The sequence below is a fragment of the Xanthomonas sp. NCPPB 1826 genome (assembly GCF_056725285.1).
In genome coordinates this window covers 2,449,758-2,475,394 of record NZ_CM161521.1, presented here as the reverse complement: position 1 = coordinate 2,475,394, position 25,637 = coordinate 2,449,758, and the positions used below count along the sequence as shown (strand labels likewise).

General features: G+C 65.2%; 23 protein-coding genes and 1 riboswitch. Of the genes, 6 read left to right on the top strand and 17 right to left on the bottom strand.

The genetic code is table 11. The features are described 5' to 3' along the window. Positions 1 to 3 precede the first annotated feature (3 nt). The gene (gene xth / locus AC1PLA_RS10650; RefSeq protein WP_047130667.1) at positions 4 to 996 is read right to left on the bottom strand and encodes an exodeoxyribonuclease III; all 993 of its coding nucleotides are present in this window, start codon (positions 994 to 996) and stop codon (positions 4 to 6) included. A gap of 160 nt (positions 997 to 1,156) precedes the next feature. Between xth and AC1PLA_RS10645 the strand changes: the two genes are divergently transcribed. Continuing rightward, entirely contained in the window at positions 1,157 to 1,909 is a 753-nt protein-coding gene (locus AC1PLA_RS10645; protein WP_481106121.1) for an OBAP family protein, read from the top strand. Between the two features lie 90 nt (positions 1,910 to 1,999). Here the strand turns inward: AC1PLA_RS10645 and AC1PLA_RS10640 are convergent, their stop codons facing one another. The 3 genes from AC1PLA_RS10640 to AC1PLA_RS10630 all read right to left on the bottom strand — a co-directional run bounded on the left by AC1PLA_RS10640 (position 2,000) and on the right by AC1PLA_RS10630 (position 3,856). Next, positions 2,000 to 2,470 carry a hypothetical protein gene (locus AC1PLA_RS10640; RefSeq protein WP_481106120.1) on the bottom strand — a complete coding sequence of 157 codons (471 nt, stop codon included), beginning with the start codon at positions 2,468 to 2,470 and terminating at the stop codon, positions 2,000 to 2,002. Between the two features lie 3 nt (positions 2,471 to 2,473). After that, a complete protein-coding gene (locus AC1PLA_RS10635) occupies positions 2,474 to 3,052 on the bottom strand; it encodes a DUF4142 domain-containing protein (RefSeq protein WP_047130670.1) in 579 nt (192 codons plus the stop codon). Positions 3,053 to 3,640: 588 nt separating this feature from the next. Next, positions 3,641 to 3,856, bottom strand: coding sequence for a hypothetical protein (locus AC1PLA_RS10630; RefSeq protein WP_047130671.1), 216 nt, complete (start codon positions 3,854 to 3,856; stop codon positions 3,641 to 3,643). A gap of 104 nt (positions 3,857 to 3,960) precedes the next feature. Between AC1PLA_RS10630 and moeB the strand changes: the two genes are divergently transcribed. Beyond that, positions 3,961 to 5,103, top strand: coding sequence for a molybdopterin-synthase adenylyltransferase MoeB (gene moeB, locus AC1PLA_RS10625; protein WP_481106119.1), 1,143 nt, complete (start codon positions 3,961 to 3,963; stop codon positions 5,101 to 5,103). A 231-nt stretch (positions 5,104 to 5,334) separates the two neighbouring features. Here moeB and AC1PLA_RS10620 read toward each other — a convergent pair whose 3' ends face one another. From AC1PLA_RS10620 to ndk, 8 genes are all read right to left on the bottom strand, one after another. Next, on the bottom strand, positions 5,335 to 6,555 hold the full coding sequence (locus AC1PLA_RS10620; protein ID WP_481106118.1) for a molybdopterin molybdotransferase MoeA: 1,221 nt from the start codon (positions 6,553 to 6,555) through the stop codon (positions 5,335 to 5,337). Positions 6,556 to 6,727: 172 nt separating this feature from the next. Further along, positions 6,728 to 8,125, bottom strand: a complete 1,398-nt coding sequence (gene der, locus AC1PLA_RS10615; RefSeq protein ID WP_016904421.1) for a ribosome biogenesis GTPase Der — start codon at positions 8,123 to 8,125, stop codon at positions 6,728 to 6,730. A gap of 10 nt (positions 8,126 to 8,135) precedes the next feature. After that, positions 8,136 to 9,353 (bottom strand): outer membrane protein assembly factor BamB, encoded by a 1,218-nt coding sequence (gene bamB, locus AC1PLA_RS10610; protein ID WP_039527305.1) that lies wholly within the window; start codon positions 9,351 to 9,353, stop codon positions 8,136 to 8,138. Then, the gene (locus AC1PLA_RS10605; RefSeq protein WP_016904423.1) at positions 9,353 to 9,991 is read right to left on the bottom strand and encodes a YfgM family protein; all 639 of its coding nucleotides are present in this window, start codon (positions 9,989 to 9,991) and stop codon (positions 9,353 to 9,355) included. Before AC1PLA_RS10605 ends, bamB begins: the two co-directional genes overlap by 1 nt. Before the next feature lie 70 nt (positions 9,992 to 10,061). Beyond that, positions 10,062 to 10,922, bottom strand: coding sequence for a RodZ domain-containing protein (locus tag AC1PLA_RS10600; RefSeq protein ID WP_102584535.1), 861 nt, complete (start codon positions 10,920 to 10,922; stop codon positions 10,062 to 10,064). Then, positions 10,919 to 11,707: a type IV pilus biogenesis/stability protein PilW gene (pilW, locus tag AC1PLA_RS10595; protein WP_102584536.1), complete on the bottom strand. Its 789-nt coding sequence runs from the start codon at positions 11,705 to 11,707 to the stop codon at positions 10,919 to 10,921. The genes AC1PLA_RS10600 and pilW overlap by 4 nt, the downstream gene beginning before the upstream one ends. A gap of 10 nt (positions 11,708 to 11,717) precedes the next feature. After that, the gene (gene rlmN / locus AC1PLA_RS10590; protein ID WP_039527310.1) at positions 11,718 to 12,923 is read right to left on the bottom strand and encodes a dual-specificity RNA methyltransferase RlmN; all 1,206 of its coding nucleotides are present in this window, start codon (positions 12,921 to 12,923) and stop codon (positions 11,718 to 11,720) included. Positions 12,924 to 12,941: 18 nt separating this feature from the next. Next, positions 12,942 to 13,367: a nucleoside-diphosphate kinase gene (gene ndk, locus AC1PLA_RS10585; protein ID WP_024940120.1), complete on the bottom strand. Its 426-nt coding sequence runs from the start codon at positions 13,365 to 13,367 to the stop codon at positions 12,942 to 12,944. A 217-nt stretch (positions 13,368 to 13,584) separates the two neighbouring features. Here ndk and AC1PLA_RS10580 point away from each other — a divergent pair, with 217 nt between their 5' ends. The 4 genes from AC1PLA_RS10580 (at position 13,585) to AC1PLA_RS10565 (ending at position 18,190) form a co-directional block, all read left to right on the top strand. Next, entirely contained in the window at positions 13,585 to 14,217 is a 633-nt protein-coding gene (locus AC1PLA_RS10580) for a TetR/AcrR family transcriptional regulator (protein ID WP_024940119.1), read from the top strand. Positions 14,218 to 14,242: 25 nt separating this feature from the next. Then, on the top strand, positions 14,243 to 16,615 hold the full coding sequence (locus AC1PLA_RS10575) for a 3-hydroxyacyl-CoA dehydrogenase/enoyl-CoA hydratase family protein (RefSeq protein WP_481106117.1): 2,373 nt from the start codon (positions 14,243 to 14,245) through the stop codon (positions 16,613 to 16,615). A 162-nt stretch (positions 16,616 to 16,777) separates the two neighbouring features. Beyond that, on the top strand, positions 16,778 to 17,983 hold the full coding sequence (locus AC1PLA_RS10570) for an acetyl-CoA C-acyltransferase (RefSeq protein WP_024940117.1): 1,206 nt from the start codon (positions 16,778 to 16,780) through the stop codon (positions 17,981 to 17,983). A 39-nt stretch (positions 17,984 to 18,022) separates the two neighbouring features. Beyond that, positions 18,023 to 18,190, top strand: a complete 168-nt coding sequence (locus AC1PLA_RS10565; RefSeq protein ID WP_481106116.1) for a hypothetical protein — start codon at positions 18,023 to 18,025, stop codon at positions 18,188 to 18,190. A 119-nt stretch (positions 18,191 to 18,309) separates the two neighbouring features. On the opposite strand, the gene crcB is transcribed toward AC1PLA_RS10565, so the two are convergent. The 5 genes from crcB to AC1PLA_RS10540 form a co-directional block, all read right to left on the bottom strand. After that, positions 18,310 to 18,711, bottom strand: a complete 402-nt coding sequence (gene crcB / locus AC1PLA_RS10560; protein ID WP_119131996.1) for a fluoride efflux transporter CrcB — start codon at positions 18,709 to 18,711, stop codon at positions 18,310 to 18,312. 114 nt (positions 18,712 to 18,825) lie between these two features. Beyond that, positions 18,826 to 18,894: riboswitch (Fluoride riboswitch) on the bottom strand. Between the two features lie 2 nt (positions 18,895 to 18,896). After that, positions 18,897 to 20,186 (bottom strand): replication-associated recombination protein A, encoded by a 1,290-nt coding sequence (locus tag AC1PLA_RS10555; protein ID WP_230582134.1) that lies wholly within the window; start codon positions 20,184 to 20,186, stop codon positions 18,897 to 18,899. Between the two features lie 159 nt (positions 20,187 to 20,345). After that, complete coding sequence (lolA, locus tag AC1PLA_RS10550; protein WP_016901760.1) at positions 20,346 to 20,975, bottom strand: outer membrane lipoprotein periplasmic chaperone LolA; 630 nt, start codon at positions 20,973 to 20,975, stop codon at positions 20,346 to 20,348. A gap of 107 nt (positions 20,976 to 21,082) precedes the next feature. Beyond that, a complete protein-coding gene (locus tag AC1PLA_RS10545) occupies positions 21,083 to 23,008 on the bottom strand; it encodes a DUF3857 domain-containing transglutaminase family protein (RefSeq protein ID WP_481106115.1) in 1,926 nt (641 codons plus the stop codon). Positions 23,009 to 23,188: 180 nt separating this feature from the next. Further along, on the bottom strand, positions 23,189 to 25,546 hold the full coding sequence (locus AC1PLA_RS10540; protein ID WP_481106114.1) for a DNA translocase FtsK: 2,358 nt from the start codon (positions 25,544 to 25,546) through the stop codon (positions 23,189 to 23,191). Between the last annotated feature and the right edge of the window lie 91 nt (positions 25,547 to 25,637).

Below are 25,637 nucleotides of genomic sequence, written 5' to 3'. Positions count from 1 at the left end.
GCGTTATTTGGCGGTTTTCTTCGTCGGCTTGCGCGGCTTGGTGGGTCCGGTTGACTTGCTGGCGGCAGACCGCGTCGCGGCCTTTTTCCCCGCAGTCTTGGGCGTTTTCTTCGTCATGGACGTGCGTGCCGGGCTTGCCTTTGCCACGGCCCGCTTCCGTGGCCTGGGCACGGCCTTGGCCTGCGTTGCTGGCTCGGCTACCGCTTCGGGCACACGCACGCTGATCCAGGTCGGCGCATGATCGCTGGCCTTTTCCAGTGCACGTACCCACTTGTCCACGCCGGCGTCCTGCAACTCGGGCGCCAGGGTGCGGTTGAGCAGCAGGTGGTCGATGCGCAAACCACGATCGCGCGCAAAATGCTGGCGAAAATAGTCCCAGAAGGTGTAGATCGGCGTTTCGCCGTGCACCGCAAGCAGGCTGTCGGTCCAGCCCTGCTCGAGCAGGGTCTGGTACGCCTGGCGACTCTCCGGCTGCAGCAACGCATCCTTGCGCCAGCCCTTGGGGTCGTAGATGTCGGCGTCGGTCGGCACCACGTTGAAATCGCCGATCAATGCTACCGGGTGCGGTAAGTCCACCAGCGTCTTGGCGTGCCGGATCAAGCGTTGAAACCACGCCAGCTTGTAGTCGAACTTCGGCCCGGGCTGTGGGTTGCCATTGGGCAGATACAGGCAGGCCACCACCACCCCGTGTATTGCAGCTTCCAGATAACGGCTCTGCGTATCGCCGCGGTCCCATGGCAGCCCGCGACGGATTTCCACCGGATCGGCGCCGCGCGCCAGCAATGCCACGCCGTTCCACGACTTCTCGCCCTGCCAGATCACGCCGTAGCCGGCGTCGCGGATCGCCTGTTGCGGAAAAGCGTCCTGCGTGGCTTTCAATTCCTGCAAGCCGACGATGTCCGGTTGCTCGCGCTGTAGCCATTCCAGCAGATGCGGCAGCCGGCTAGTGATGCCATTGACGTTAAATGTCGCTATCTTGCGGGTGGTGGCGGACATAGATGAGCGACCAGGCGTGCGTGATAGACCAGCATCGCCGCCATGGCATTAAGCAGATGCTCAAGCGAGGTGAAGCTCCGCTGGTATCGGCGCACGCGCTCACGCCTCGCAGACCATCAGCCTCCGTAGCCTGGCCCCACTACTCATTATTGGAGATCGCATGCGACCGTCCGCGCTTTGGATCGCCCTGCTGTGCGCCGGCTGCTCGCGCAGTCCGCCTTCGGTTACCCTGCCGGGCGCGCCTGAAAGCGCCAAGACCAATGTGCTGGAAGCCGGCGCCAGGGTCCTGCAACCGACCGGGCCGGTCGGCAAGCTCGACATCTACCTGGTGGGCTTCCATCCGATGAAAGACGCACCGGATGTACAGATGGAGGCGCATCACTACTGCCATCAGGTCAATGAAGACCTGGCGCAATGCGCGCTCTACGACGGCAATACCGATCAGGCCAACCTGACCGGCATCGAGTACATCATTTCCGAACAACTGTTCGCGCAGTTGCCGCAGCACGAGCGCAGCTTTTGGCATCCGCACAATGGCGAAATCCTGTCGGGCCAGCTGTCCGCGCCCAATCTGCCGCTGGTCGCGGAGAAAGAACTGATGCGCAGCAAGCTCAACAGTTATGGCAAGACCTGGCATACCTGGCACTCGCGCAACGGCACCGCCGCGGGCGATGCATTGCCACTAGGCGAGCCGATGCTGGCCTGGTCATTCAATCGCGATGGCGAGGTCCAGCAACCGTTGATCGATCAGCGCGACAAGCTGGCTACGTTCTCTACCGCGCAACGTCGCGCCAATCGCCAGGACCTGACCCCGCTGGCCAAGCCGCAGCACGGAGTGGATGCCTTGCGGCCGCACTTCGGCAATGCCGAACCGATCCCCGGGGTGGTCGACGCAAGCACCCCATCCGACTGAACCCTCAAAACCTGGCCGCCCATAGCAACTGCAATCGGGGGGCCAGGCATTCGAAGTCCATCGACAAGGTGCGGACGAGCGGACGCGATCTCACACGTCCATACCGTCACGCAGGCGCCGTAACGCCTTGCCCATCCACAGATGCCGGACACGCTGCATGCGCTCGACCGATGGCCCAGCGCGCTCTCGCTCATCTGCACCCTGCAGGCTCAACGTGACACAACTGCCCGCGCATGCAGGCGCAGTCTGCACATGCAGCAACACGCCCAGCTGCAGGCCGCGACCGCCATCGATCTGGTAGCGCACCGATTCACCCAGGCGCGCCTCACCACGCTGCAACCCGACAACACCGCGCCTACACCAGGTTGCCTGCAGCACCCAGCGCGATGCATGCCCATCGCCAGCCGCCAGCTCCGCCACTCCACGCAGGATGCGTCGCTGCACATTGGCATCGCACCACGCATCCAGGATCTGGTGCGGCTCGGCACGGATGATCAGGCGACGCATCCGCAGCATCGGATCTTCAGCGGCGGCAACCGGTGTTGCCGGCAATCCAGGCATGTCTCAGCGTCCAGCACCCTTGCTGCTGGCCTGCAGCGTCTTGGCAGCCGCCAGATGCTCGGCGACATGGCTGCGCGTGGTCTGCAGATGCGCCAGCACCTGTGGCGTCTTGGCCGCAGGAATCAGTTGCTTGTCCAGCGCCGCCAGCGCATCGGTGTGGTCCTTGACCATTGCCGTGACGTAGGCGGCCTCGAAGGCCTTGGTATCGAGCTTCTGCAACATCGCCAGTTCGGTCTTGCCCTTGCTTATCTGCGCCTTGGCAGCGGCAGCAAACAGGTCCGGCGACCACTTGGCCAGCTTCTGATTGTTGTCGGCATGCTCCTTGACCATCTGCTTCGCATAGTCGCGCACGCCACCTTGCACCTGCTTCTGCAGCGCCAGATTGGCCGCACTGATTTCACTGGTATTGATGGCGCTCAAGGTGCCCAGTGCCTCACGCTCCTTCGCGCTCGGGGCGCTATTGCCCGCCTGTTGCTGCGTGGTGGCAGGCATGCCGGCCTGCGTTGCATTCTGCGCGTGCGCAGCGGCGGTGATGCCTAAACACAGGGTCAGCGCCGCAAACATCGGGTGACGTACTTTCATGTGAATCTCCAGCCAGAGGGTGTGCATCCATGCTGGACCTGGTTGCGTGACCCGATCGTCGTACCGGTGTCGAAAGATGGAGAGGAGACGGTGCTGCAACGCAGTGCGCTTCACATGGAGTGAAGGTGGCATGGCGTCCTTGTTCGGCGCGGCGCTACGTATAGTGCAGGTAAGTTGCGCAACAGGCTCCTGCGCCGACGGAAGATGGTTGGGACCGTCAGACTGCTTTGGAACACCCAGCACTCAGCACCGCCGATGCTGCGATCAAGCGCTGTACGCATATGCTTCAGAGCTCCATCTGCCAACGGCCGCGTGCACGGCGGGCATGACGGTATATCAGTAGGCCGAGCATTATCCCTCCGACCGATCCGCATATCTGCTGAGATGGCCGACCCCATGCGCTAATCGATTGCATGCAGCGACTGCGTGCCAGGCAGGATCCCTGCGTGCACCGCTATGCGATGCCAAGGGCAAGCCGGCGCTACCGTAATGCTGCGCCAGCTTGCTGCCGGTCGATGTTATGGATACGCGGAGTGGGCGCAGGCCAACCTGACCTACGACAGCGCCCGCGCATCGAAGACTGCTGGGTCAGGCGCCGGGATCCGCAGGGCCCAACTGCTGCGCCGACAGGATTTCGTCGATGCGTTTGACGATTTGCGCCGCCTGCTCCTGCGACTCTGCGGCAGCAGTGATCTTCTCTGCACGTGCATGGAATACATCCCAGAAATCGTCCGGATGCTGGCGACGAATATCAGGCAATGCATCAGCAAGTTGTTTCAATTGCGCGTCGATATCGGGTGTCATTGAGGGTCTCCTTGTGTGCCCACGCTACCGCCGTGCTGGTGAGCCTGATGCCAACATGGCAGTCCTGTGCATCGCATGGCCTGTGTTTGCGCGACAATGGCGCCATGAGCAGCCACGACATCTCCCCTGCCAACGCCCGCCTGCGCGCGCTGCAAGGCGCTTTGCTGATCGATATCCGGCAGTTGCACGAACGTGCCGGCGGCCAGGCCGAAGGCGCGTTGGCGATTGCGCAACACGATCTGGAAACCACACCCGCACAGCATCTGTCGGAGCAGGCGCGCGAGATCGTGCTGATCTGCCAGAGCGGCAAGCGCTCGGCACACACGGCGGAGATCTTGCGCGCGCACGGCTATACGCAGGTGTCTTCGGTGCTCGGTGGCACCGCCGCGTGGACCAGCGCCGGCCTTCCCTTGGTGCGCCCTACCCTGCCGCCCGACGAGCAGGATTTTCTCGAGCGCTATTCGCGCCATCTGCGCCTGCCGCAGGTCGGTCTGGAAGGCCAGCAGCGCCTGGCGCAGTCGCGCGTGTTGCTGGTCGGTGCAGGTGGTCTCGGCTCGCCGGCGGCGTTCTATCTGGCTGCCGCCGGGGTCGGCCACCTGCGGATCGCCGATGACGATGTGGTGGACCGCAGCAATCTGCAGCGCCAGATCCTGCATGTGGAAGACAGCGTCGGCGTTGCCAAGGTCAGCTCGGCCGCGCAGCGCATTGCCGCGCTCAATCCACGCGTGCAGGTCGAGGCGCTGCAGGCACGCGTGACTGCCGGCAATGTCGAAGCCCTGTTGAAGGACGTGGATGTAGTGGTCGACGGCGCCGACAATTTTCCTGCGCGCTATCTGCTCAACGATGCCTGCGTCAAACTCGGCAAACCGCTGGTCTACGGCGCGGTACAGCAGTTCGAAGGGCAATTGAGCGTGTTCGATGCCGGCCGCAAGCGCGGCCATGCACCGTGCTATCGATGCCTGTTTCCCGAGCCGCCACTGCCCGAATTTGCGCCAAGCTGCGCCGAGGCCGGCGTGCTGGGCGTGCTGCCCGGGGTGATCGGATTGCTACAGGCCACCGAGGCGATCAAGTTGCTGCTGGGCATCGGCGACACCCTCACCGGGCGCTTGCTCAGCTTCGATGCGCTGGCAATGCGCTTTCGCGAAATCCGGCTGCCGCCCGACCCGCATTGCCCGGTGTGTGCGCCCGGCGTTGCATTCACCGGGTATGCCGACTACGCCGCATTCTGCGGCAGCGCCGTCGGCTGAGAACGGCCTGATCGGTGCTGTTGCAGCCTCGCGTCCAGACGCCGCGTTCCCGCGTACGACGTGGACGGGACGGTCTGCCACACCGGGCTGCGCCATCCATTTTGGTTGCCATCAGCTCGCGCAGCGTCGGCGTTTAGTGCCGAAGGCGCGAAAGGACCGGCGTGCAGCCGATAGTGCCCGCCTGGCGGCGAGCGCGGCCCCGCCGGTTGTCGCGCGTGCTGCACCAAACACTCAAAGCGCGTAAGGAATCACCCGCACGCTCTCGCCCGCCTCGAAGCGCCGCGCCTGCTCAGGCAACACAATCAAGGCATTGCTGTCGGCCGCGCCACGCAGCAGATGCGATGCATCACCACGATGCGGCAATGCCGTCAGACGCCCGTCTTCGCCGCACTCCAGCCGCCCGCGCAGGAACTCCAGGCGCTCGTGGCGTTTTTCCCACGGACTGGCCAGGGCTGCATGCCACAGCGGACGCGGCTCGCTACGTCCCTGCAGGCCATCCAGCAACGGCACGCCGTAGGCGATCAGCGTCGCCAGCACCGAGACCGGATTGCCCGGCAGGCCCAGCACCAGGCAGCGGCCGATCTGGCCCAGCACCGCCGGCATACCCGGGCGCATGCGCACGCGCCAGAAGTGGATGCGGCCGAGTTCGCCGATCAGCTGCGGCAGATAATCCTTTTCCCCCGCCGAGACGCCGCCGCAGGTGATCACCACGTCGAAGGCCGCAGCCGCGTCCTCCAGCATGGTGCGGATGCGTTGCGGATCGTCCGGCAGGGTCGGCCATGCGGTCGGCGCGTAGCCTAGTGCGCGCAGCTGCGCCATCAGCATGTCGCGGTTGCTGTTGTAGATCTGTCCCGGCCCCAACGGCATGCCCGGCTCCACCAGCTCATCGCCGGTGGCCAGCACCGCAATGGTCGGCCGCGGCGCCACCGCAAGCCGCGACAGACCGAGCGCAGCCGCCAGTCCGATCCGCGCAGGCGTCAACACTTGGCCACTCTGTACCACCAGATCGCCCGCGCGCACGTCACTGCCGGCCTGGCGCACCGCCGCACCCGGCGCAGGCATGCTATGGAAACGCACCACGCCATCGCGTTCCTGCGCATCCTCTTTCGGGATCACCGTATCGGCGCCATCGGGCAGCGGCGCACCGGTGGTGATGCGCAGGCACTGCCCGGCGCTCAGCGTGCCGGTCCAACGTTCGCCAGCGAACTGTTCGCCGACCAGCTGCAACGCCGCATCGCCGCCAGCGACATCGGCATGCCGTAACGCGAAGCCGTCCATTGCGCTGTTGGCAAAGGGCGGCAACGCAATCGGTGCGATCAGATCGGCAGCGCTGATCCGCCCATCGGCACGCGAGGTGGCGATGTTCTCGTCGGGCGGACGGCTATTGGCGGCGACGGCCTGCAGGATCTGCAGCGCCTGTGCATAGGGAATGCGGGAGGGATAGTCGGTCATGGCACGCAGGATACCAGTGCACCACGACGACTCAGAACGCCAGGCACTGCCAGTGCAGATGCCAGAAGGAATCACTGCACTTTTCTGGCGTAGCTCGCGGCACTCGACCACGGTTGCAGCCGCTGCGGCCCCCCACCTGACGATCATTCGCCAGGCACGGACCGTTCCCTGCTTACTTGCCCTTGACGTGCTTCATCAACCGTCTTTTGCGCGCCACCTGCCGTTCGGTGAGGGTGTTCTTCTTGCCCTCGTACGGATTGGCACCTTCGCGGAAGATGAAACGCACCGGCGTGCCGACCAGCTTGAAGCGCTTGCGGAAGAAGTTTTCCAGATAGCGCTTGTAGGACTCCGGCAACACTTTCAGGCGCGTGCCGTGCACGATGAAGGTGGGCGGATTTGCGCCACCCGGATGCACGTAACGCAGCTTGGAGACGTGGCCACGGATGCTCGGCGGCGGATTGGTCTCGTAAGCGATTTCCAGCGCCTGGTTGACTTCGCTGGTGCTGAACTCGTGCGTGGCCGACGCGTGTGCACGGTGGATCGCCTGGAACAGCTCGCGCATGCCCGAGCCGTGCAGCGCGGAAATCCGCACCGCCTCGGCCCAGCTGACAAAGCCCAGCTTGCGCGATAGCAGGTCTTCGGCCTGCGCACGCTGGTAGTCGCTCTGCCCGTCCCACTTGTTGATCGCCACCACCAGGGCGCGGCCAGCGTCCAGGATGGCGCCCAGAATGGTCGCGTCCTGGTCGGTGACGCCTTCGCCCGCATCCAGCATCAGCACCGCAACCTGGCATTGCTCGATAGCCTGCAGCGTCTTGAACGCGCTGAACTTCTCCACCGCCTCCTCGACCTTGCCGCGGCGACGCAGGCCGGCCGTATCGATCAAGCGGTACTGGCGCCCGTCGCGGTCCATGTCCACGGCGATCGAATCGCGCGTGGTGCCCGGCACTTCCGAGGCAATCATGCGTTCTTCGCCGAGCAGGCGATTGACCAGCGTCGACTTGCCCACGTTCGGGCGCCCGACGAAGGCGATGCGCACACGCGCCGGGTCGGTATCCAGCAGCTCGCCGGCACCTTCCTCGGGCAGACGTGCGCCGACTTCCTCAAGCAGTTCGTCGATGCCTTGCCGATGCGCGGCAGACAACGCCACCACATCGGAGAAACCGTAGCGCGCAAACTCCGAGCGCACGGTCTCCTCGTCGGTGCCGTCGATTTTGTTGATGACCAGCACGGTCGGCCGCGCCAGCTTGCGCAGCCAGGCCAGGATCTCGTCGTCCAGCGAAGAGGCGCCTTCGCGGCCATCGACCACGAACAGCACCAGATCGGCTTCGCCGGCAGCGGCGCGGGCCTGCCGCGCGGTGGCGCCGGCCAGGCCTTCCTCGTCGCCGGCGATACCGCCGGTATCGACGACGATGAACGGGCGTTCCTCGTCGAGACGACAGACCCCGTAATTACGGTCGCGGGTGACGCCGGGCTGGTCGTGGACCAGCGCGTCACGGGTGCGCGTCAGCGCATTGAAGATGGTGGACTTGCCGACATTGGGCCGTCCGACCAGGGCGACCAGGGGCAGCATCGCGAAGTCCTTATTGTGCCAACCGGAAGGCGGTGATATCGCCATCGGTGTTTTGTACCAACAGAATGCCGTCCACGACGATCGGCTGCGCCAGCAGCGTGTCGCGTCCAGCGCGAGCGCGCGCGGCCAGTGCACCGTCGCTGAGTTTCAGCCAGTGCAGATAGCCCTTGTAATCGCCGACCACAGCGTAATCGCCCTGGATAGCGACGCCGGTCAGGGAGCGACGCGCCAGCGCGGCCTGCGACCACATCGCCGCACCGCTGCTCTTGTCCAGGCCCCACACCGAGCCGGCGTTGTCGGACACCACCACCACCGCCGACGACACGCCAACGCCACCGGCGCCGCCGTGATCGCGCGTCCACAGCGGACGGCCGCTCGGGCCTTCCAGTGCGAGGGTTTCGTTCTTGAAGCTGGTCGCATACAACGTGGTGCCGTCGAGCACCGGGGCACCGTCCACATCGGACATGCGCTCCAGCTCGGTGCGGCCTTCCGGCACGCCGATCGCCTGCTCCCACAACGGGCGGCCGTCCTGCAGCGCCAGGGCGCTCAAGGTGCCGCTGTCGTTGCCGACGAACAGCACGCCCGGGCCGGTCACGATCGGCGCATTGCCGCGCACCGACAGGGTCGGGCCTTCTTCGGCATGGAACCAGCGGCGCTCGCCGGTAGCCGCGTCGAAGGCACTGACGCGACCATCGTTGCTGCGCACCAACACCAGGTTCTGTGCAATCGCCGGTGCGGCGATGACTTCGTTCGGCACCTTGGCACGCCATTTTTCGGTGCCATCGGCCTGGTTCAGCGCAATCACGTCACCAGATAGCGTGCCGATCACCACCAGGCCTTCGCCGACGCCGGGGCCACCGGACAGGCGCTGCTTGAACTTGCGATCGTTACGCTCTTCCTTCTTGGGCTTGTATTCCCACACGCGCTTGCCGGTCTGCAGGTCCAGCGCCTGCACGCCGCCGGTAATCGCCGCGGCGTACACCTTGCCATCGGCCACCGCCGGACGCTGGCGCACACCGATATGGCCTTCGCCCTTGCCCACGCCGGTGGACCAGATCTTGTCGACCTTGACCGACGGCTCGAACTTGACCAACTCGGCAGGTTCCTGCGCCTTCTTGGCAGCAGCGTCCTTCCCGGCGAACCAGCCCTTGACGGTGCTGCAACCGGCCAGCGACACGCCCATCAGGGCGATCAATGCAATGCGCTTGTACATATCAACCTGCTTCATCAAATCTGCTCCGCCGGATCGGGCACCTTGCCGCCCACATCCATCAGCTTGGTTTCCAGCAAACGGCGCTGCGGCGAGGCCACGTCCACCGTGGTCAGGGCCTTGGCGTAGAGCGCACGCGCCTCATCCGGCTTGCCCTGCACGACCAGCGCATCGGCGCGGATCTCCAGGCTGGTGTGGTCCTGTGCATCGGCCAGCAGCTTGATCGCTTCGTCCGGCTTGCCGCTTTCGGTCAACACACGCGCCAGGCGCTGCTGCACGATCTGCTTGAGTTCGCCTTCGGCAGGCACATCGCGCAGGGTCTTGATCGCTTCGGCATGCTTGCCGGCATCCACCTGGGCCTTGGCCAGACGCAATGCAGCCAGTTCGGCGTAGACACCGCCCTTGCCGTCGTCAAGCGCCACGATGTCCTTGGCCGCCTTGTCCAGGTCCTTGCCCTGGATGGACTTGACCACCGCTTCGTAACGGGTATTGGCTTCCACCGATTGGGTGGCGGTGTGCTTCTGCCACCACTGCCAGCCCAGGATCAGGGCCAGGCCCACAACGACGCCGCCTACCAGCCCTGCGCCATTCTTTCTCAACCAGGAACGAACGCGTTCGCCTTGTTCGTGTTCGTCCAGCAGATCGTCGATCGCCATGCGTACTCTCGCTCCGTCATCCCGGAGGCGCGGAACATCAATAGGGAAAAATGAAAAACCGCAGTCCGCTTCACTCGGAAGCAGGTACCACGGAGCCGTCGGAGGATACCGCAAAACGGGCCACGTTAGCGCGCTGGAACGGTTTCACATCGACGATACTGCCGCCTTGCTGAACCTCTACCGCCGACGCATTACCCAGCACGATGCGACCCACCTGCCCTGGCGAATAACTGCGACGCTCGCCGGCACGCACCAGTGCTTTTTCAACCGCGCTGCCATCCGGTGCCAGAATCTGCACCCAGCTGTCGCCGCTGAAACTCAACGACAAACTGCCGCCACTGGCGGCCGACGCTGCAGGGGTCTCGACCTCGGGCGTGGCCCGCGGCACCGGCGTCATCGACGCGATGTACGGCGCCGGCTGCTCGCGCGGCGCACTGGCCGGCGGCGTGGCAGTGTTGGCCGGGGTGCCGGTCCCGGGCGCTTCCGGCATGCTGTCCAGCGATACCGTGCTGGGCGCCTTGCCATCCAGATGCGAACGGGTCGCGTACCACACCGGCACCGCGAACACGCCGGTGATCACCACATACATCGCCTTGCGTGCCGTGCTTTCCAGAATGCGCCGCGCCCGCGGCGTATGCGTATGGCTGACCAGCTTGACCGGCTCGATCGGCGCAATCGCCGCCTGCTGCAGCAGTGGCTCCAGGTCCACATGCAGCAGCCGCGCATAGCTGCGCAACTGACCGCGCACAAAGACCGGCGCACCCAGGCGTTGCCACTCTTCCTGCTCCAGCGAGCGCACCACGTGTGCCGGCATGCGCAGCTTGCCGGCGACCTCGTCAACGCTCAGACCTGCCGCTTCGCGCGCGTCGCGCAAATGCTGTCCGCAGCCCTTTTCCTGCTCAAAAGGGTTCGGATTGGAATCACTGATCACAATGCATTGGCCCCGGGGTTAGCGGTCGCTGCGTCAGGAAATTCCTTGACCAACCGCTGTTGATAACGGCTGGCAGCTACCTTGTCGCCTAGCCCTTGCTCAATCTGAATGGCGAGTTGTAACACGGAAGCGGTTGCCGGTGCAGCCGCAAGCCGTCGTTCAATAAACGCGCGTGCTTCGAAATAATTGCGATTGGTTGCTTCGGAGCGCGCCATCGACTCGAGTGCGTACGGATTCCGCGGATCCAGTTCCAGCGCCTTGCGCAAGTCGCCGGCCGCACGCTGCGGCTGCCCCGCCTTGAGTGCACAGCCACCTGCATTGCCCAACGCGGAGGCTGGCGATGCGTAGTTTCTGTCGGTCAGGGCGCGATCGAACCAGATCAGCGATTCGGCCGGCGAGCCGTTCGCGCACAACCATGCGCCGTAATTGTTCAGGACATCGCCGCGCTGCGGCGCAAGTTCCGCGGCCCGGCGGTATGACGCGCCGGAGCCGGCGACATCGCCCTTGACGCCTTGAATCAGCGCCAATAGACCAATGGCATCCACCGACTGGGGATCTTTCTTCAAGGCTGCACGGACCTGCTCTTCGGCAGCGGCGTAGTCGCCTGTCTGTAGCCGATTATTGGCCAGGCCGAGCTTCTCCTGCACCGCCAGACGATTCTTTGTCTCGGTGCTGTCGCGGAACGAATGCACCTGCGCGACCTCCTCGACCGTCTCGACCGAGCCCGCCTTGGCATTGCGACCACCGCAGCCGACCGCGCACAGTGCGATCGCCACGGCCGCCATGGCCGCTAGATCACGCTGCCGCATCTCGACCGGCCTGCCCTTCCAGGGTGCGCAGGAAATCCGCCTGACGACGGGTGCGGTCCATGACCTGCCCTTTGAGCTGTCCGCAGGCGGCATCGATATCGTCGCCACGGGTACGCCGGACCATCGTCAGCACTTGCGCGTCGAGCAGAATCTTCTGGAAAGCGCGGATCTCGGTCTCGCCCGAGCGCTCGTAGCGCGTGCCCGGGAACGGATTGAACGGGATCAGGTTGACCTTGCCGGCGTCCTTGGACTGCACCGCATTGTCGAACTGACGCATCAACCTGGCCAGCTGGCGCGCATGCTCGGGCTGGTCGTTGATGCCCTTCATCAGGGTGTATTCGAAGGTGACCGAATCGCGCTTCTTGTTGCCGCGCAGATAGCGCGCGCAGGATTCCATCAGCTCGGCGATCGGGTATTTCTTGTTCAACGGCACCAGGCTTTCGCGCAGCGTGTCGTTGGCCGCGTGCAGCGAGACCGCCAGCGAGACATCGCTTTCGGTCGAGAGCCGGTCGATCATCGGCACCAGGCCCGAAGTCGACAGCGTCACCCGCTTGCTGGCCAGGCCGTAGCCCAGATCGTCACGCATCACGCTCATGGCGCGCACGACGTTGTCAAAATTCATCAGCGGCTCGCCCATGCCCATCATCACCACATTGGTGAGGCGGCGCTGCTGGTGCGGCACGTTGCCCAGATGGCGTGCCGCCACCCACACCTGCCCGACGATCTCGGCGGTGGTGAGGTTGCGGTTGAAGCCCTGGGTGGCGGTCGAACAGAAGGTGCAGTTCAGACCGCAGCCGACCTGGGACGACACGCACAGCGTGCCGCGGCCCTTGTCGGGGATATAGACGGTTTCGATCGCGTTCTTGCCGTCGGTACCCATGGCCAGCAGCCACTTGTGGGTCCCGTCGGTGGAGGGCTTGTCGAACACGACATTCGGGACGAGGACCTCGGCGTGCTGGTGCAACTTCGCACGCAGCGCCTTGCCGAGGTCCGTCATCTGGTCGAAATCAGTGACGTAGCGATGGTGGATCCACTTCATCACCTGATGGGCACGGTAACGCGCTTCGCCGAGCGTGTCGGCGAAGAAGCGCTCCAGTCCCTCGCGGTCGAGGTCGAGCAGGTTCTGCTTGCGCAGTTCCGGGGTACGGACGGGGACGTCCTGCAGCACGGAGGGGATCACGACCTCATTCACGATTCGACTCTCTCGGCCTCAGCGCGAGACCACTTCGGTGGCGGCAAAGAAATACGCGACTTCGTTGGCAGCGTTCTCGACCGAATCCGAGCCGTGGGCGGCATTGGCATCGATCGAGTCGGCGAAGTCGGCGCGGATGGTGCCCGGCGCAGCGTCCTTGGGATTGGTCGCGCCCAGCAGGTCACGGTGTGCGGCAACGGCGTTCTCGCCTTCCAGCGCCTGGATCATCACCGGGCCGGAGATCATGAACTCGACCAGCGCGTTGAAGAACGGACGCTCGCGGTGCACGGCATAGAAGCCTTCGGCTTCACGACGCGACAGCTGCTTGTACTTGGATGCCACAATCTTCAGGCCGGCCTTTTCGAAACGGCTGTAGATTTCGCCGATGACGTTCTTGGCAACGGCGTCGGGCTTGATGATGGACAGGGTGCGCTCCAGCGCCATGGGAGGATCTCCGTTGGGCGGGCCACTGAAGGCCCGAGATTATCATGAAAAAAACCCGCGTCAAAACGCGGGCTTAGGCTTCTTTGCGATGGTCAATTCTATCTCTTCATCGCTGCGTTTGCACACCGCCCCCTGAATCGTGCTGCATTGCCGCATGACCGGTGCGCCATGCTGCCCGTAGACTCAAACAATCGTTTGATTGAGTTCCGCCCCGCGCATGCCCAAGCCCGCCCACTTCTCCACCAAGGACCGCATCCTCGGCGCGGCCGAGGAGCTGTTCGCCCAGCATGGCTTCGCAGGAACCTCGCTGCGCCAGCTGACCACCCAGGCCGACGTCAATATCGCGGCGGTCAATTACCACTTCGGGTCCAAGGAAAACCTGGTCAACGAGGTGTTCCGTCGCCGCATGGACGAGATGACCGCCGCGCGCCTGCAGCAACTGGAGGCGGCCAGGAAGTCACAGCCAGGCGAACTCACCGCGGTGCTGGCGGCCTTCGTCGAGCCGGCGCTGGCGATGGCGCAGGACCGCCAGAGTGGCGGCGCGTTCGTGCGCGTGATTGCGCGCGCCTATGCCGAAAAGAACGACAACCTGCGCAAGTTCCTGTCCGATCACTACGGGCATGTGCTGCGCGAGTTCGGCAAGGCCATCGCTGCCTGCGTGCCGGGCCTGAGCAAGGAAGAGCTGTACTGGCGCCTGGATTTCCTCGCCGGTGCGCTCACCTATGCGATGGCCGATTTCGGACTGATCAAGCGCCCGGCCGGGGTCAGCGAGGCCGACCACCGCGCGCGCGCCGCGCGCGAACTGATTCGTTTTGCGGAACCCGGTTTCCGTACCCACTCCACACCGTAGTCGCTCACACCAAAGGCTCATCGCTATGTCCAATCCGTTGCTAGTCCGTCGTGCTGCCGTGCTCGGTGCCGGCGTCATGGGCGCGCAGATCGCCGCGCACCTCACCAACGCCGGTGTCGACACCGTGCTGTTCGACCTGCCTGCCAAGGAAGGTCCTGCCGACGGCATCGTGCTCAAGGCCATCGCCAACCTCGGCAAGCTCAGCCCTGCCCCGCTCGCCAGCAAGGCCCTGGCCGAGGCGATCACGCCGGCCAACTATGAAAGCGGTCTGGAGCAGCTGCGCGATTGCGACCTGATCATCGAAGCGATCGCCGAGCGCATGGACTGGAAGCAGGACCTGTACAAGAAGATCGCCCCGTTCGTGGCCGATCACGCCGTGCTGGCCTCCAACACCTCGGGCCTGGGCATCAACAAGCTCTCCGACGTGCTGCCCGAGCAGTTGCGTCACCGCTTCTGCGGCGTGCATTTCTTCAATCCGCCGCGCTACATGCACTTGGCCGAGCTGATTCCGGCCAAGGGCACCGATAAGGCCGTGCTGGAAGGACTGGAAAGTTTCCTGGTCACCACGCTGGGCAAGGGCGTGGTGTATGCGAAGGACACCCCGAACTTCATCGGCAACCGCATCGGCGTGTTCTCGATCCTTTCCACCATCCACCACACCGCCGAGTTCGGGCTGGGCTTCGATGAAGTCGATGCGCTGACCGGCCCGCTGGTCGGGCGCCCGAAGTCGGCGACCTACCGCACCTCGGACGTGGTCGGCCTGGACACCATGGCGCACGTGATCAAGACCATGGGCGACACCCTGCCCGACGATCCGTGGCACCAGTACTTCAAGTCGCCCAAGTGGCTGGATGCGCTGATCGGCAAGGGCGCGCTCGGCCAGAAGGTCGGTGCCGGCATCTTCCGCAAGGTCGGCAAGGACATCGTGGTGCTGGACCTAGAGAAGCAGGATTACAGAACCGCCGATCGCAGCGCGGCGCCGGAAGTGGCCGAGATCCTCAAGATCAAGAACCCGGCCGAGAAGTTCGCCAAGCTGCGCGAAAGCCAGCACCCGCAGGCGCAGTTCTTGTGGGCCACGTTCCGCGACCTGTTCCACTACAGCGCCTACCACCTGGCCGATATCGCCGAGACCGCGCGCGACGTGGATCTGGCGATCCGCTGGGGCTACGGCTGGTCGCTCGGCCCGTTCGAGACCTGGCAGGCCGCCGGCTGGAAGCAGGTAGCGCAGTGGATTGCCGAAGACATCTCCAACGGCAAGAGCATGAGCAGCGCGCCGCTGCCGAACTGGGTGTTCGACGGCCGCGATGGCGTGCATGCGGCCGAAGGCTCGTACAGCCCGGCGCGCGACGCCAAGCTGCCGCGCTCGGCACTGCCGGTGTACAAGCGCCAGCGCTTCCCCGATCCGCTGCTGGGCGAGCAGTTCTCGCCGGGCGAGACGGTGTTCGAAAACGACGGCGTGCGCATGTGGCATGACGGCGACGACATCGCCGTGGTCAGCTTCAAGACCAAGATGAACACCGTCTCCGATCACGTGCTCAACGGTCTGCAGGAGGTCGTCGGCCGCGCCGAGAAGGACTTCGCCGGGCTGGTGATCTGGCAGCAGAAGGAGCCCTTCTCCGCCGGCGCCGATCTGGCCGGCGCGCTGGGTCTGCTGCAGGCCGGCAAGGTCGATGCATTCGAAGCGCTGGTCGCCAACTTCCAGGCCACCAGCCAGCGCATCAAGTACGCGCAGGTGCCGGTGATTTCGGCCGTGCGCGGGCTGGCGCTGGGCGGCGGCTGCGAGTTCCAGATGCACAGCGCCAAGACCGTGGCCTCGCTGGAAAGCTACATCGGTCTGGTCGAAGCCGGCGTCGGCCTGCTGCCGGCCGGCGGCGGCCTGAAGGAAATCGCCGTGCGCGCCTCGCAGGCCGCAGGTCCGGGCGGCGATGTGTTCGCCGAGCTGAAGAAGACCTTCGAGACCATCGCGATGGCCAAGGTGTCCAATTCGGCGGTCAATGCCAAGGAGCTGGGCCTGCTGCGCGCCACCGACAAGGTGGTGTTCAACAGCTTCGAGGCGCTGCACATCGCCAAGGCCGAAGCGCGCGCACTGGCCGAAGGCGGCTACCGCGCCCCGCTGCCGGCACGTCGCATCCAGGTCGCCGGCGACGTCGGCATCGCCACCTTCAAGATGCTGCTGGTCAACATGCTGGAAGGCCGCTTCATCAGCGACTACGACTATGAAATCGCCACCCGCATCGCCACGGTGATGTGCGGCGGCGAAGTCGATCGCGGCGCACTGGTCGACGAAGAATGGCTGCTCAAGCTGGAGCGCAAGCACTTCGTCGAACTGGCCCAGCAGGAAAAGACCCAGGCGCGGATTGGGCACATGCTCAAGACGGGTAAGCCGTTGAGGAACTGAGATTCGGGATTCGGGATTGGGGATTCGTAACAGCGGCTCCCCTGCCCTCCAACATTCTCGCTTCCACCAAATTCATCCGCCGGGCAGGAACATTCAGGAATCAGGATCCGCTGTTGCGAATCCCTAATCCCGACTCCCCAATCCCGGCTATCGGAGATAGCCATGAGCAAACAGATTCAAGAAGCCTACATCGTCGCCGCCACCCGTACGCCGGTCGGCAAGGCGCCCAAGGGCGTGTTCCGCAATACCCGTCCCGACGACATGCTGGCGCACGTGTTGCGTGCAGTCGTGGCGCAGGCGCCAGGCATCGATCTGTCGCGGATCGACGATGCCATCATCGGCTGCGCGATGCCCGAGGGCGAGCAAGGCATGAACGTGGCGCGCATCGGCGTGCTGCTCGCCGGCCTGCCCAATAGCGTGGCCGGCCAGACCATCAATCGTTTCTGTTCGTCCGGCATCCAGGCCGTGGCGATGGCCGCCGACCAGATCCGCCTGGGCAATGCCGACCTGATGCTGGCCGGCGGTACCGAGTCGATGTCGATGGTGCCGATGATGGGCAACAAGGTCGCCATGTCGCCCAACGTCTTTGCCGACGACCATGTCGCGATCGCCTACGGCATGGGCATCACCGCCGAGAAAGTGGCCGAGGAATGGAAGGTCTCGCGCGAGGATCAGGATGCATTCGCGCTCGCTTCGCACCAGAAGGCGATTGCCGCCATTGCCGCCGGCGAATTCCGCGACGAAATCACTCCGTACGAAATCCTGTCGCACCAGCCCGACCTGGCCGGCAATGTCATCGCGCTGCGCAAGCGGCTGGTCGACACCGATGAAGGCCCGCGCCCGGACAGCTCGCTCGAAGGCCTGGCCAAGCTGCGCCCGGTGTTCCGCAACGGCCAGTTCGGCGGCAGCGTCACCGCCGGCAACTCCTCGCAGATGAGCGACGGCGCCGGTGCGGTGCTGCTGGCCTCCGAGCAGGCGATCAAGGATTACGGCCTCACCCCGCTGGCGCGCTTTGTCAGCTTCTCGGTGGCCGGCGTGCGTCCGGAAGTGATGGGGATCGGCCCGATCGCGGCGATTCCCAAGGCGCTCAAGCAGGCCGGCCTGACCAAGGACCAGATCGACTGGATCGAGCTCAACGAAGCCTTCGCCGCCCAGGCGTTGGCGGTGATCCGCGACAGCGAACTGGATCCGTCCAAGGTCAACCCGCTCGGCGGCGCCATCGCTCTGGGCCACCCGCTGGGCGCCACCGGTGCGATCCGTGCCGCCACCCTGGTGCACGGCCTGCGCCGTCGTCAGCAGAAGTACGGCATGGTCACCATGTGCATCGGCACCGGCATGGGCGCGGCGGGCATCATCGAAGCGCTGTAAGTCATGTACTGCGGGATCGGCCGCCGGGCCGATCTCGCAGTGCCGACCAAGCTGTCGATCAATCAGGGCGTGCGCAAGCACGCCTTTTTTATGCGCCAGTGCAAACGGTCGTCAGCGAATGCCAGCGACATCATGCATCCGTCGGCGCGCCCGACAGGCACGCGGCCAGGCGTCGCGTCCGAGCATGGCCCCCTGATCGCACGTTGACCGTCGCCCGGCGGCGCCAACACATGCCAGCCATTCGATCGTCGGCGTGGCGCCATGCACGCGACGTCGCCGCATCCCGGCCTTGGCTTCACTGCCGCGATTACACGGCAGAGCTGCGCCTAGCGCGCCACCAGCCACTGGCCGGTACGCGCACCGGCGAACACCAGCGCCAGTCCGGCCACCAGCGTGATGGCCAGATACACGCCGATCATCGCGGACCGATCCGTGCGTGCGAACACCAGGCATTCCATCATCAGCGAGGAGAACGTGGTCAGCCCGCCGATCACGCCGACGATCAGCAAAGCCCGCAGCGGCCAGCTCGCCGGCCCGCGCGCATCCAGCCAGACCAGCAGCACGCCGGCGACGAACGAGCCGAGCAGATTCACCGTCAGCGTGCCCCACGGAAATCCGTTGCCGAAGCGCTGCAGCAACGAGGCACCGATGGCAAAGCGCAGGCCGGAACCCAGCGCACCGCCGGTCATCGCCAGCAGCAATTGCTGCCACCACACCGGTGCGTTCATGCGCGCACTCCGCAGGCGGCCGAAGGGGATTTCAACAAGGTGTCGTGCATGTCGGCATCATCCGGTTTTCTGAGCAAGAAAAGATGCCGGGGCACAGACCTGCCGCCCCGGCGGGGGTGGGCAGGCATCATCAGCGCGCAGGGTGCGTGCGGTTCAAGGAGGAATGCCATCTCCTGTGCGGCCGATTATGCCGTGGGCTTGCCGCCCTTGTCAGCCCGCGCCTGCTCGCGCGCGGCGCGCAGGCGATCGAGCTTTTCCTTGAGCTTGATCTCCAGCCCGCGCGGCACCGGGTTGTAATAGACCCGCTCGCCCATCGCATCCGGAAAGCCGGTCTGGTCCAGCGCGATCCCGCCTTCGGCGTCGTGGTCGTACTGATAGTCCTGCCCGTAGCCCAGCGTCTTCATCAGCTTGGTCGGCGCGTTGCGCAGATGCAGCGGCACCTCCTGCGTGCCGGTGGCGCGCACCTCGGCCTTGGCCTGGTTGAAGGCGGCATAGCCGGCATTGGACTTGGCGGTGCTGGCCAGATACAGCACCAGTTGCGCGAACGCCAGCTCGCCCTCCGGGCTGCCCAGACGTTCGTAGATGTCCCAGGCTTCCAGCGCCATGCTCTGCGCGCGCGGATCGGCCAGGCCGATGTCCTCGATCGCCATGCGGGTCAGCCGCCGTGCCAGATAGGCCGGGTCGCAGCCGCCGTCGAGCATGCGCGTGAGCCAGTACAGCGCGGCATCGGGGTTGGAGCTGCGCACCGATTTGTGCAGCGCCGAGATCTGGTCGTAGAACTGCTCGCCGTTCTTGTCGAAACGACGCGTACGGTCGGCCAGCACCTGCAGCAGCGTCTGCGGGGTAATCTCGCCACCCTCGCCGCCTGCCAGTTCTGCAGCGATCTCCAGCAGGGTCAATGCGCGGCGCACATCGCCATCGGCCGCGCTGGCAATCTCCAGCAGCGAGGCATCGCTGACCTGGATACTCTCCTGCCCCAGCCCGCGCTCTGGATCATGCAGCGCACGTTGCAAGGCCTCGACGATGTCCTGCGGAGAAACGCCTTCCAGCACGTGCACGCGGCAGCGTGACAACAATGCCGAATTCAGTTCGAACGAGGGATTTTCGGTCGTCGCGCCGACGAACAGGATCGTGCCGCGTTCGATATGCGGCAGGAACGCGTCCTGCTGCGCCTTGTTGAAGCGATGCACCTCATCGACGAACAACACCGTGCGGCGCCCGCCGGCGAAGCGCTGCGCAGCCTCGGCCAGCACCTGGCGCACCTCGGGCAAACCCGACAGCACTGCCGAGATCGCCTTGAATTCGGCGTCGGCGTAATGCGCCAGCAGCAGCGCCAGGGTGGTCTTGCCACAGCCGGGCGGGCCCCACAAGATCATCGAATGCACACGGCCGGATTCCACCGCGCGTCGCAATGCGCTGTCGGGCGCGAGCAGTCGCTTCTGCCCGACCATCTCGTCGAGGGTGCGCGGACGCATGCGCTCGGCAAGCGGGCGCAGATGCTCGCCGTCTACGCTAAGCAGATCGGCTTCGGGAGTGATGGGGAGCTTGGTTCGTGCCACGCGGCATTGTATCGCGTCAGCCAACGACCTTCTGCGAACACGGCCGTTGGCTGCACGACTCCTGCAAGCAACGGCTTACTGCGCGTCGCCGACCACGTCCACACCCTTGCCCGGCGTGTAGCGGAAGGTGTCGGCGGCGAATGCCGGGTTGCGCTTCCAGCCGCTGAAGCTGATCGCGGTGCGCTGGCCGACCGCATCCACCACTTCCATCCTGGCCAGGCCATCCTTGCCGAACCCCAGCGAGGCCATCTGGAAACTGGCTTCGGTGTCGACCTTGGGCGTCAGCGACAGCCACTGCAGTCCGTCACGTGGCGCCGCTTCTTCGCTGACGTCGTATTGCTTGTCCAGGCGCGCCGGGTCGATCAATGCAACCAGTGGGCTGTTCTGTTCTTCGCTGCCCTGCGCACGCACGGTCACCTGCTCCAGGTCCGGGTCGAACACCCACACCTTCTTGCCGTCGGCCACGATCAGCTGCTTGTAGGGCTTGGCGTATTCCCAACGGAACTGGCGCGGCGCCGACAATGCCACCCGCCCGCTCGCGCGCTCCTTGACCCGGCCATTGGCATCGGAGACCTGCTGGCTGAACTGCCCGTCCAGGCCTTTCAGGCCGCGCGTGAACGTGTCCAGCTCCTGGCGCGCACCGGCAAACGCGGTGCCGGCGAACAGGGCGGTGGCAAGAACGGCATAACGGAGCTGGCGATGCATCGCGATGTTCCAGAAAGGGTATGCGTGAATTCTGATACTTCATGGATGAATGGGCGAGCGCTATCGCACAAGGCGTTCAGATCGCGGCCGCCGCCAGTTAGCCCATCTCACTGCGCCGTCTGCACCCTGGACAGATCGCCATACACGATCTGCCCGCGAAAGCCGCGCCGCACCTGCTGGTAGAGCTCGCGAAACGCGCGGTAATCCTGCGGCTGACACAGCGCCTGCGGCCCACGTACTGCCGCGCGTTGCAGGCGATGCACCGCCGTCACCGTCTGGCCCTGGCGCGTCCACTCGACCGCGTACTCGCCAGCGGCATTGCGAAAGCGGCTGCTGCGCGGAATTGCGATGATCGGCACCGTCGCCGGGAAGCTCACCACATAGGTCTCTTCGCGCACGCTGTCGTTGCAGTAGAACGGGGTCAGGTTGTCGTCGGCCGAGGTGGTCGTATAGATGCCTCGGGTGGATTCGGCACCGGGCATATCGGGCAAGGTCATGCCGCCGACCACCGAAAAATCCACCGCATCCTCGGCCTGGAACGTGTAGCGATAGTTGAACGGCGCATCCAGATCCAGCGGGTCGCCCTGGATCAACAGATCGCCGGTGCCATCGAAGCCGGACTGCGCAATGATCGACTCCTCGATGCGATTGCGGTTCTGCGCATTGAGCTGCACGAACATCGCACGCAGCCCCACCTCGCCGGTCTGTCCGCTGTCGAGCGTGGTCAGGCCGTGCAGCCCGCCCTGCGGGGTAAAGCGGTACTCGGTACGCGCGACGTAGCGGTTGACCTTGCGGTCGTTGGGCGGGGTATGCGTGACCTTGCCGTCCAGCGTATGCACCACCGGCGCCCCGAGGTCGCCGGCCGGCAACTGGCCGAAACGCGCATAGGGGTTGGTCGAATCCACATACAGATCGAACGCCGGGATGTAGGTGATGGCGTGATTGAAGCGGCCGAGCACCGGGATCGGCGGCAGCGTCGGCCCACCCTCGGCACCGATCAGCACGGGGGTGCTGGCGATGCCCTTGGCCGCCAGCAAGGCTTCCAGGATCACGGTGTGGTCCTTGCAGTCGCCATAGTGGTTGGCCAGGATGCTGTCGGCGCTGTTGGGCTCCAGTCCGCCATTGCCCAGGTACACCGCCACATAGCGGATATTGCGTGCCACCCACGCGTACAACGCAGCGGCCTGCGCCCGCGGTGCGTCGATGCCGCGGGTCACCTCGTCGGCTAGCGACTGGATCGCCGGCGTCACCGCAGCGGCGCGGCCCCCCTTGACGTGATAGGCCAGCCCCATCTGCGCCCAGCTGTCGAAGGTGCTGGCCATCAAGGTGGGGCTGAACTCCCAGGTCGCCGCGCTCCAGTTCTGGTTCTTCATCGGCGTGGTGCGCTGATAGCGCCACTCCCAGCGCGCCTGATCGCCACGCACCACCGGCCTGGTCCCGCCCTGCAGCCCGCGCACCGACAAATGCATCGGCAATGCCTTCGGCGCCACCAGTGTGACCACCGCATCGTCGTATTGCGCGAACACGCTGAAGGTCTCCCATAGGCTGAAATAACCGGGGAAGTACGGCGTGTTCTGTGCACGCCGCACGCGATAGACGATACGCGCGCCCGGCGCCAGATTCGGGAACACCACCACCTTGACCTTGCGATCGGCATACATCGCCGCCGCCGCGCTGGAATAGCTTTCCTGGGTGTAGATCTTGTCGGGCGCCACGTCCTGGCGCAGCCCTTCGGCGGTGACGGTGTAGGCCTGCAGCACCTCCAGGGTTTCCATCTTCTCGCTGTAGCTGAGCCGCACCTGGCTGAACTGCTCCACTGCCGACTTGGTCTTGAGCAGGATCTCGTACTCGTCGGTTTCCACGCTGCTGGCATCGGCACGCACTTCGTAGTCGGCGCGATAGCGCACGAAGCTGTAGTTGGTGTCGGCCTGCGTGCGCGCCGCGGCGGCGGCAGGCGCGGCCTGTTGCTCGGCCTGGGCCAGCAACGGCAATGAGATCAGCAGCAGCAACAGCAACACGGAACGACGCAGCATGGGTCTTGATCGCGGCGGGCCGGAGCGGCCCTCGTGCAACAGGGTAGCGGGTGCGCGCCGCAGCGTCAGGCACCGGCCTCCAACATTGCCGCATCCACGCGTCTAGGCATCCGCAATCCGAACAAGCCCGGAACGCGGCGCCACGGCCAAGCCGATACGCGCCGCGTTGCCGGTCGCCGATTACTTGGGCGGCGGCGGTGCCAGCACGGTGCGGTCGCCATTGTGCTCGGGCTGGCTGACCACACCGGCCGCTTCCATCGCTTCGATCAGGCGCGCGGCGCGGTTGTAGCCGATCTTCAAGCGCCGCTGCACGCCGGAGATCGAGGCGCGCCGGGTTTCGGTGACGATGCGCAAGGCCTCGTCGTACAAGGGGTCGGACTCGTCGCCACCGCCACCACTGCTTTCCGGCAAGCCGGTCGCACCGACCACGGTGCCATCGCCCATGGTCTGCACTTCGTCCAGCACGCCCTCGACGTAGGACACCGGCCCGCTGGCCTTGAGGTGCTCGACCACCCGATGCACTTCCTCGTCGCTGACGAAGGCGCCATGCACGCGATCCGGCAGCGCGGTGCCGGGCGGCAGATACAGCATGTCGCCATTGCCCAGCAGCGCTTCGGCGCCGGACTGGTCCAGGATGGTGCGCGAGTCGATCTTGGAGCTGACCTGGAACGCCACGCGGGTCGGAATATTGGCCTTGATCAGGCCGGTGATCACGTCCACCGACGGCCGCTGCGTGGCCAGGATCAGATGGATACCGGCTGCACGCGCCTTCTGCGCCAGGCGCGCGATCAACTCTTCGACCTTCTTGCCGACGATCATCATCATGTCGGCGAATTCGTCGATGAAGATCACGATGAACGGCAGCGTCTCCAGCGGCCGCGGCGCCTCGCCCAGCTCGGGATTGGGCTTGAACAACGGGTCCATCATCGGCTGGCCGGCGTCGATGGCGTCCTTGATCTTCTTGTTGAAGCCAGCCAGGTTGCGCACGCCCACCGCGCTCATCAGCTTGTAGCGGCGCTCCATCTCGGCCACGCACCAACGCAGGCCGTTGGCGGCCTCCTTCATGTCGGTGACCACCGGCGCCAGCAGATGCGGGATGCCCTGATAGACGCTCAGTTCGAGCATCTTCGGATCGATCATCAGCATCCGCAGTTCCTTGTGCGAGGCCTTGAACAGCAGGCTCAGCACCATCGCATTGACCGCCACCGACTTGCCCGAGCCAGTGGTACCGGCCACCAGCAAGTGCGGCATGCGCGCCAGGTCGGCCACCGTCGGGCGCCCGGCGATGTCCTTGCCCAGGGCCAGCGTCAGCGGGCTGGCCGACTTGTCGTATTCCTTGGAGCGCAGCAGCTCGGACAGGAAGATCATCTCGCGGGTGACGTTGGGGATTTCCAGGCCGACCACCGACTTGCCCGGAATCACGTCGACCACGCGCACCGACTTGACCGACAGCCCGCGCGCGATGTCCTTGTCCAGCGAGCTGATCTGGCTGACCTTGATGCCCGGTGCGGGCTCGATCTCGAAGCGGGTGATCACCGGACCCGGATAGGCCCCCACCACTTGCGCTTCGATGCGGAAGTCCTTGAGCTTGAACTCGATCTGCCGCGACAGCGTCTCCAGCGTCTCTTCGGAATACCCCTTGGCCTGCGGCTTGGGGTCGTCCAGCAGGGCCAGCGGCGGCAGGTCGGAGCCGTCGGTGCTCACGCCCTGGAACATCGGGATCTGGGTATCGCGCTTGGCGCGCTCGCTCTTCTCCACCACCGGTGCCGGCGGCGGCTCGATCTTGACCGGCTCGCGCTTGGCCTGCTTGACCGCATCGACCTTGCGCACTTCCTCGCGATCTTCGCGCATCACGCGGGTCTGCTGCCACTCGGTGGCCTGATGGGTCTTGCGCTGCATCAGCGGCCCCAGCGCCAGCACCCAGGTGCCGATGCGCTCCATCACCGCGAACCACGACAGGCCAGTGGCCAGGGTGATCGACACCAGCAGCAGCACCAGCACGAACAGGTTGGCGCCCAGGGCCCCGAACCCGGCGCTCAGCGAATTGCTGACCAATCGCCCCAGGATCCCGCCGGCGGCGGCCACGTCGCCGTTGAACAGGCGCAGATGCAGGAAGCCGGTCGAGGCGATCAGGAAACCCACCATGCCGACCAGCCGCAATGCCGGCCCCAGGTCGGCCTCGGCTTGCCCTTCCTTGTCCATGCCGAACAAGGCGATCCAGGCCACCGCGCCCAGCACCACCGGCAGCAGGAAGGCCACATAACCGAACAGCTGCAGCAGCACGTCGGCCGTCCAGGCGCCGACGCGGCCGCCCATGTTGTGCACCGGCGCGACCACGCTGCCGGTCTGCGACCAGCCGGGATCGGCGCTCGAATAGGTGAACAGGCTGGCCAGCAGATACAGCAGCAGCGGCGCCACCGCGATCAATGCCAGATCGCGCCAGAGCTTTTGCCGACGCGGATTGTCCGCCGCCGCTGTCTTGCGCGAGGACGTCTTGCCCTCAGCGGGCTTGCTGCGTTCGGGAACCTGCTTTGCCACCTGTAGCCAGACCTTAGAAAAATGCTGTTAGTGGTTGATAATAAACGACTGAGGCCACGGTTTCAGCTGTTGCATGCGCATCGCCTGCCCG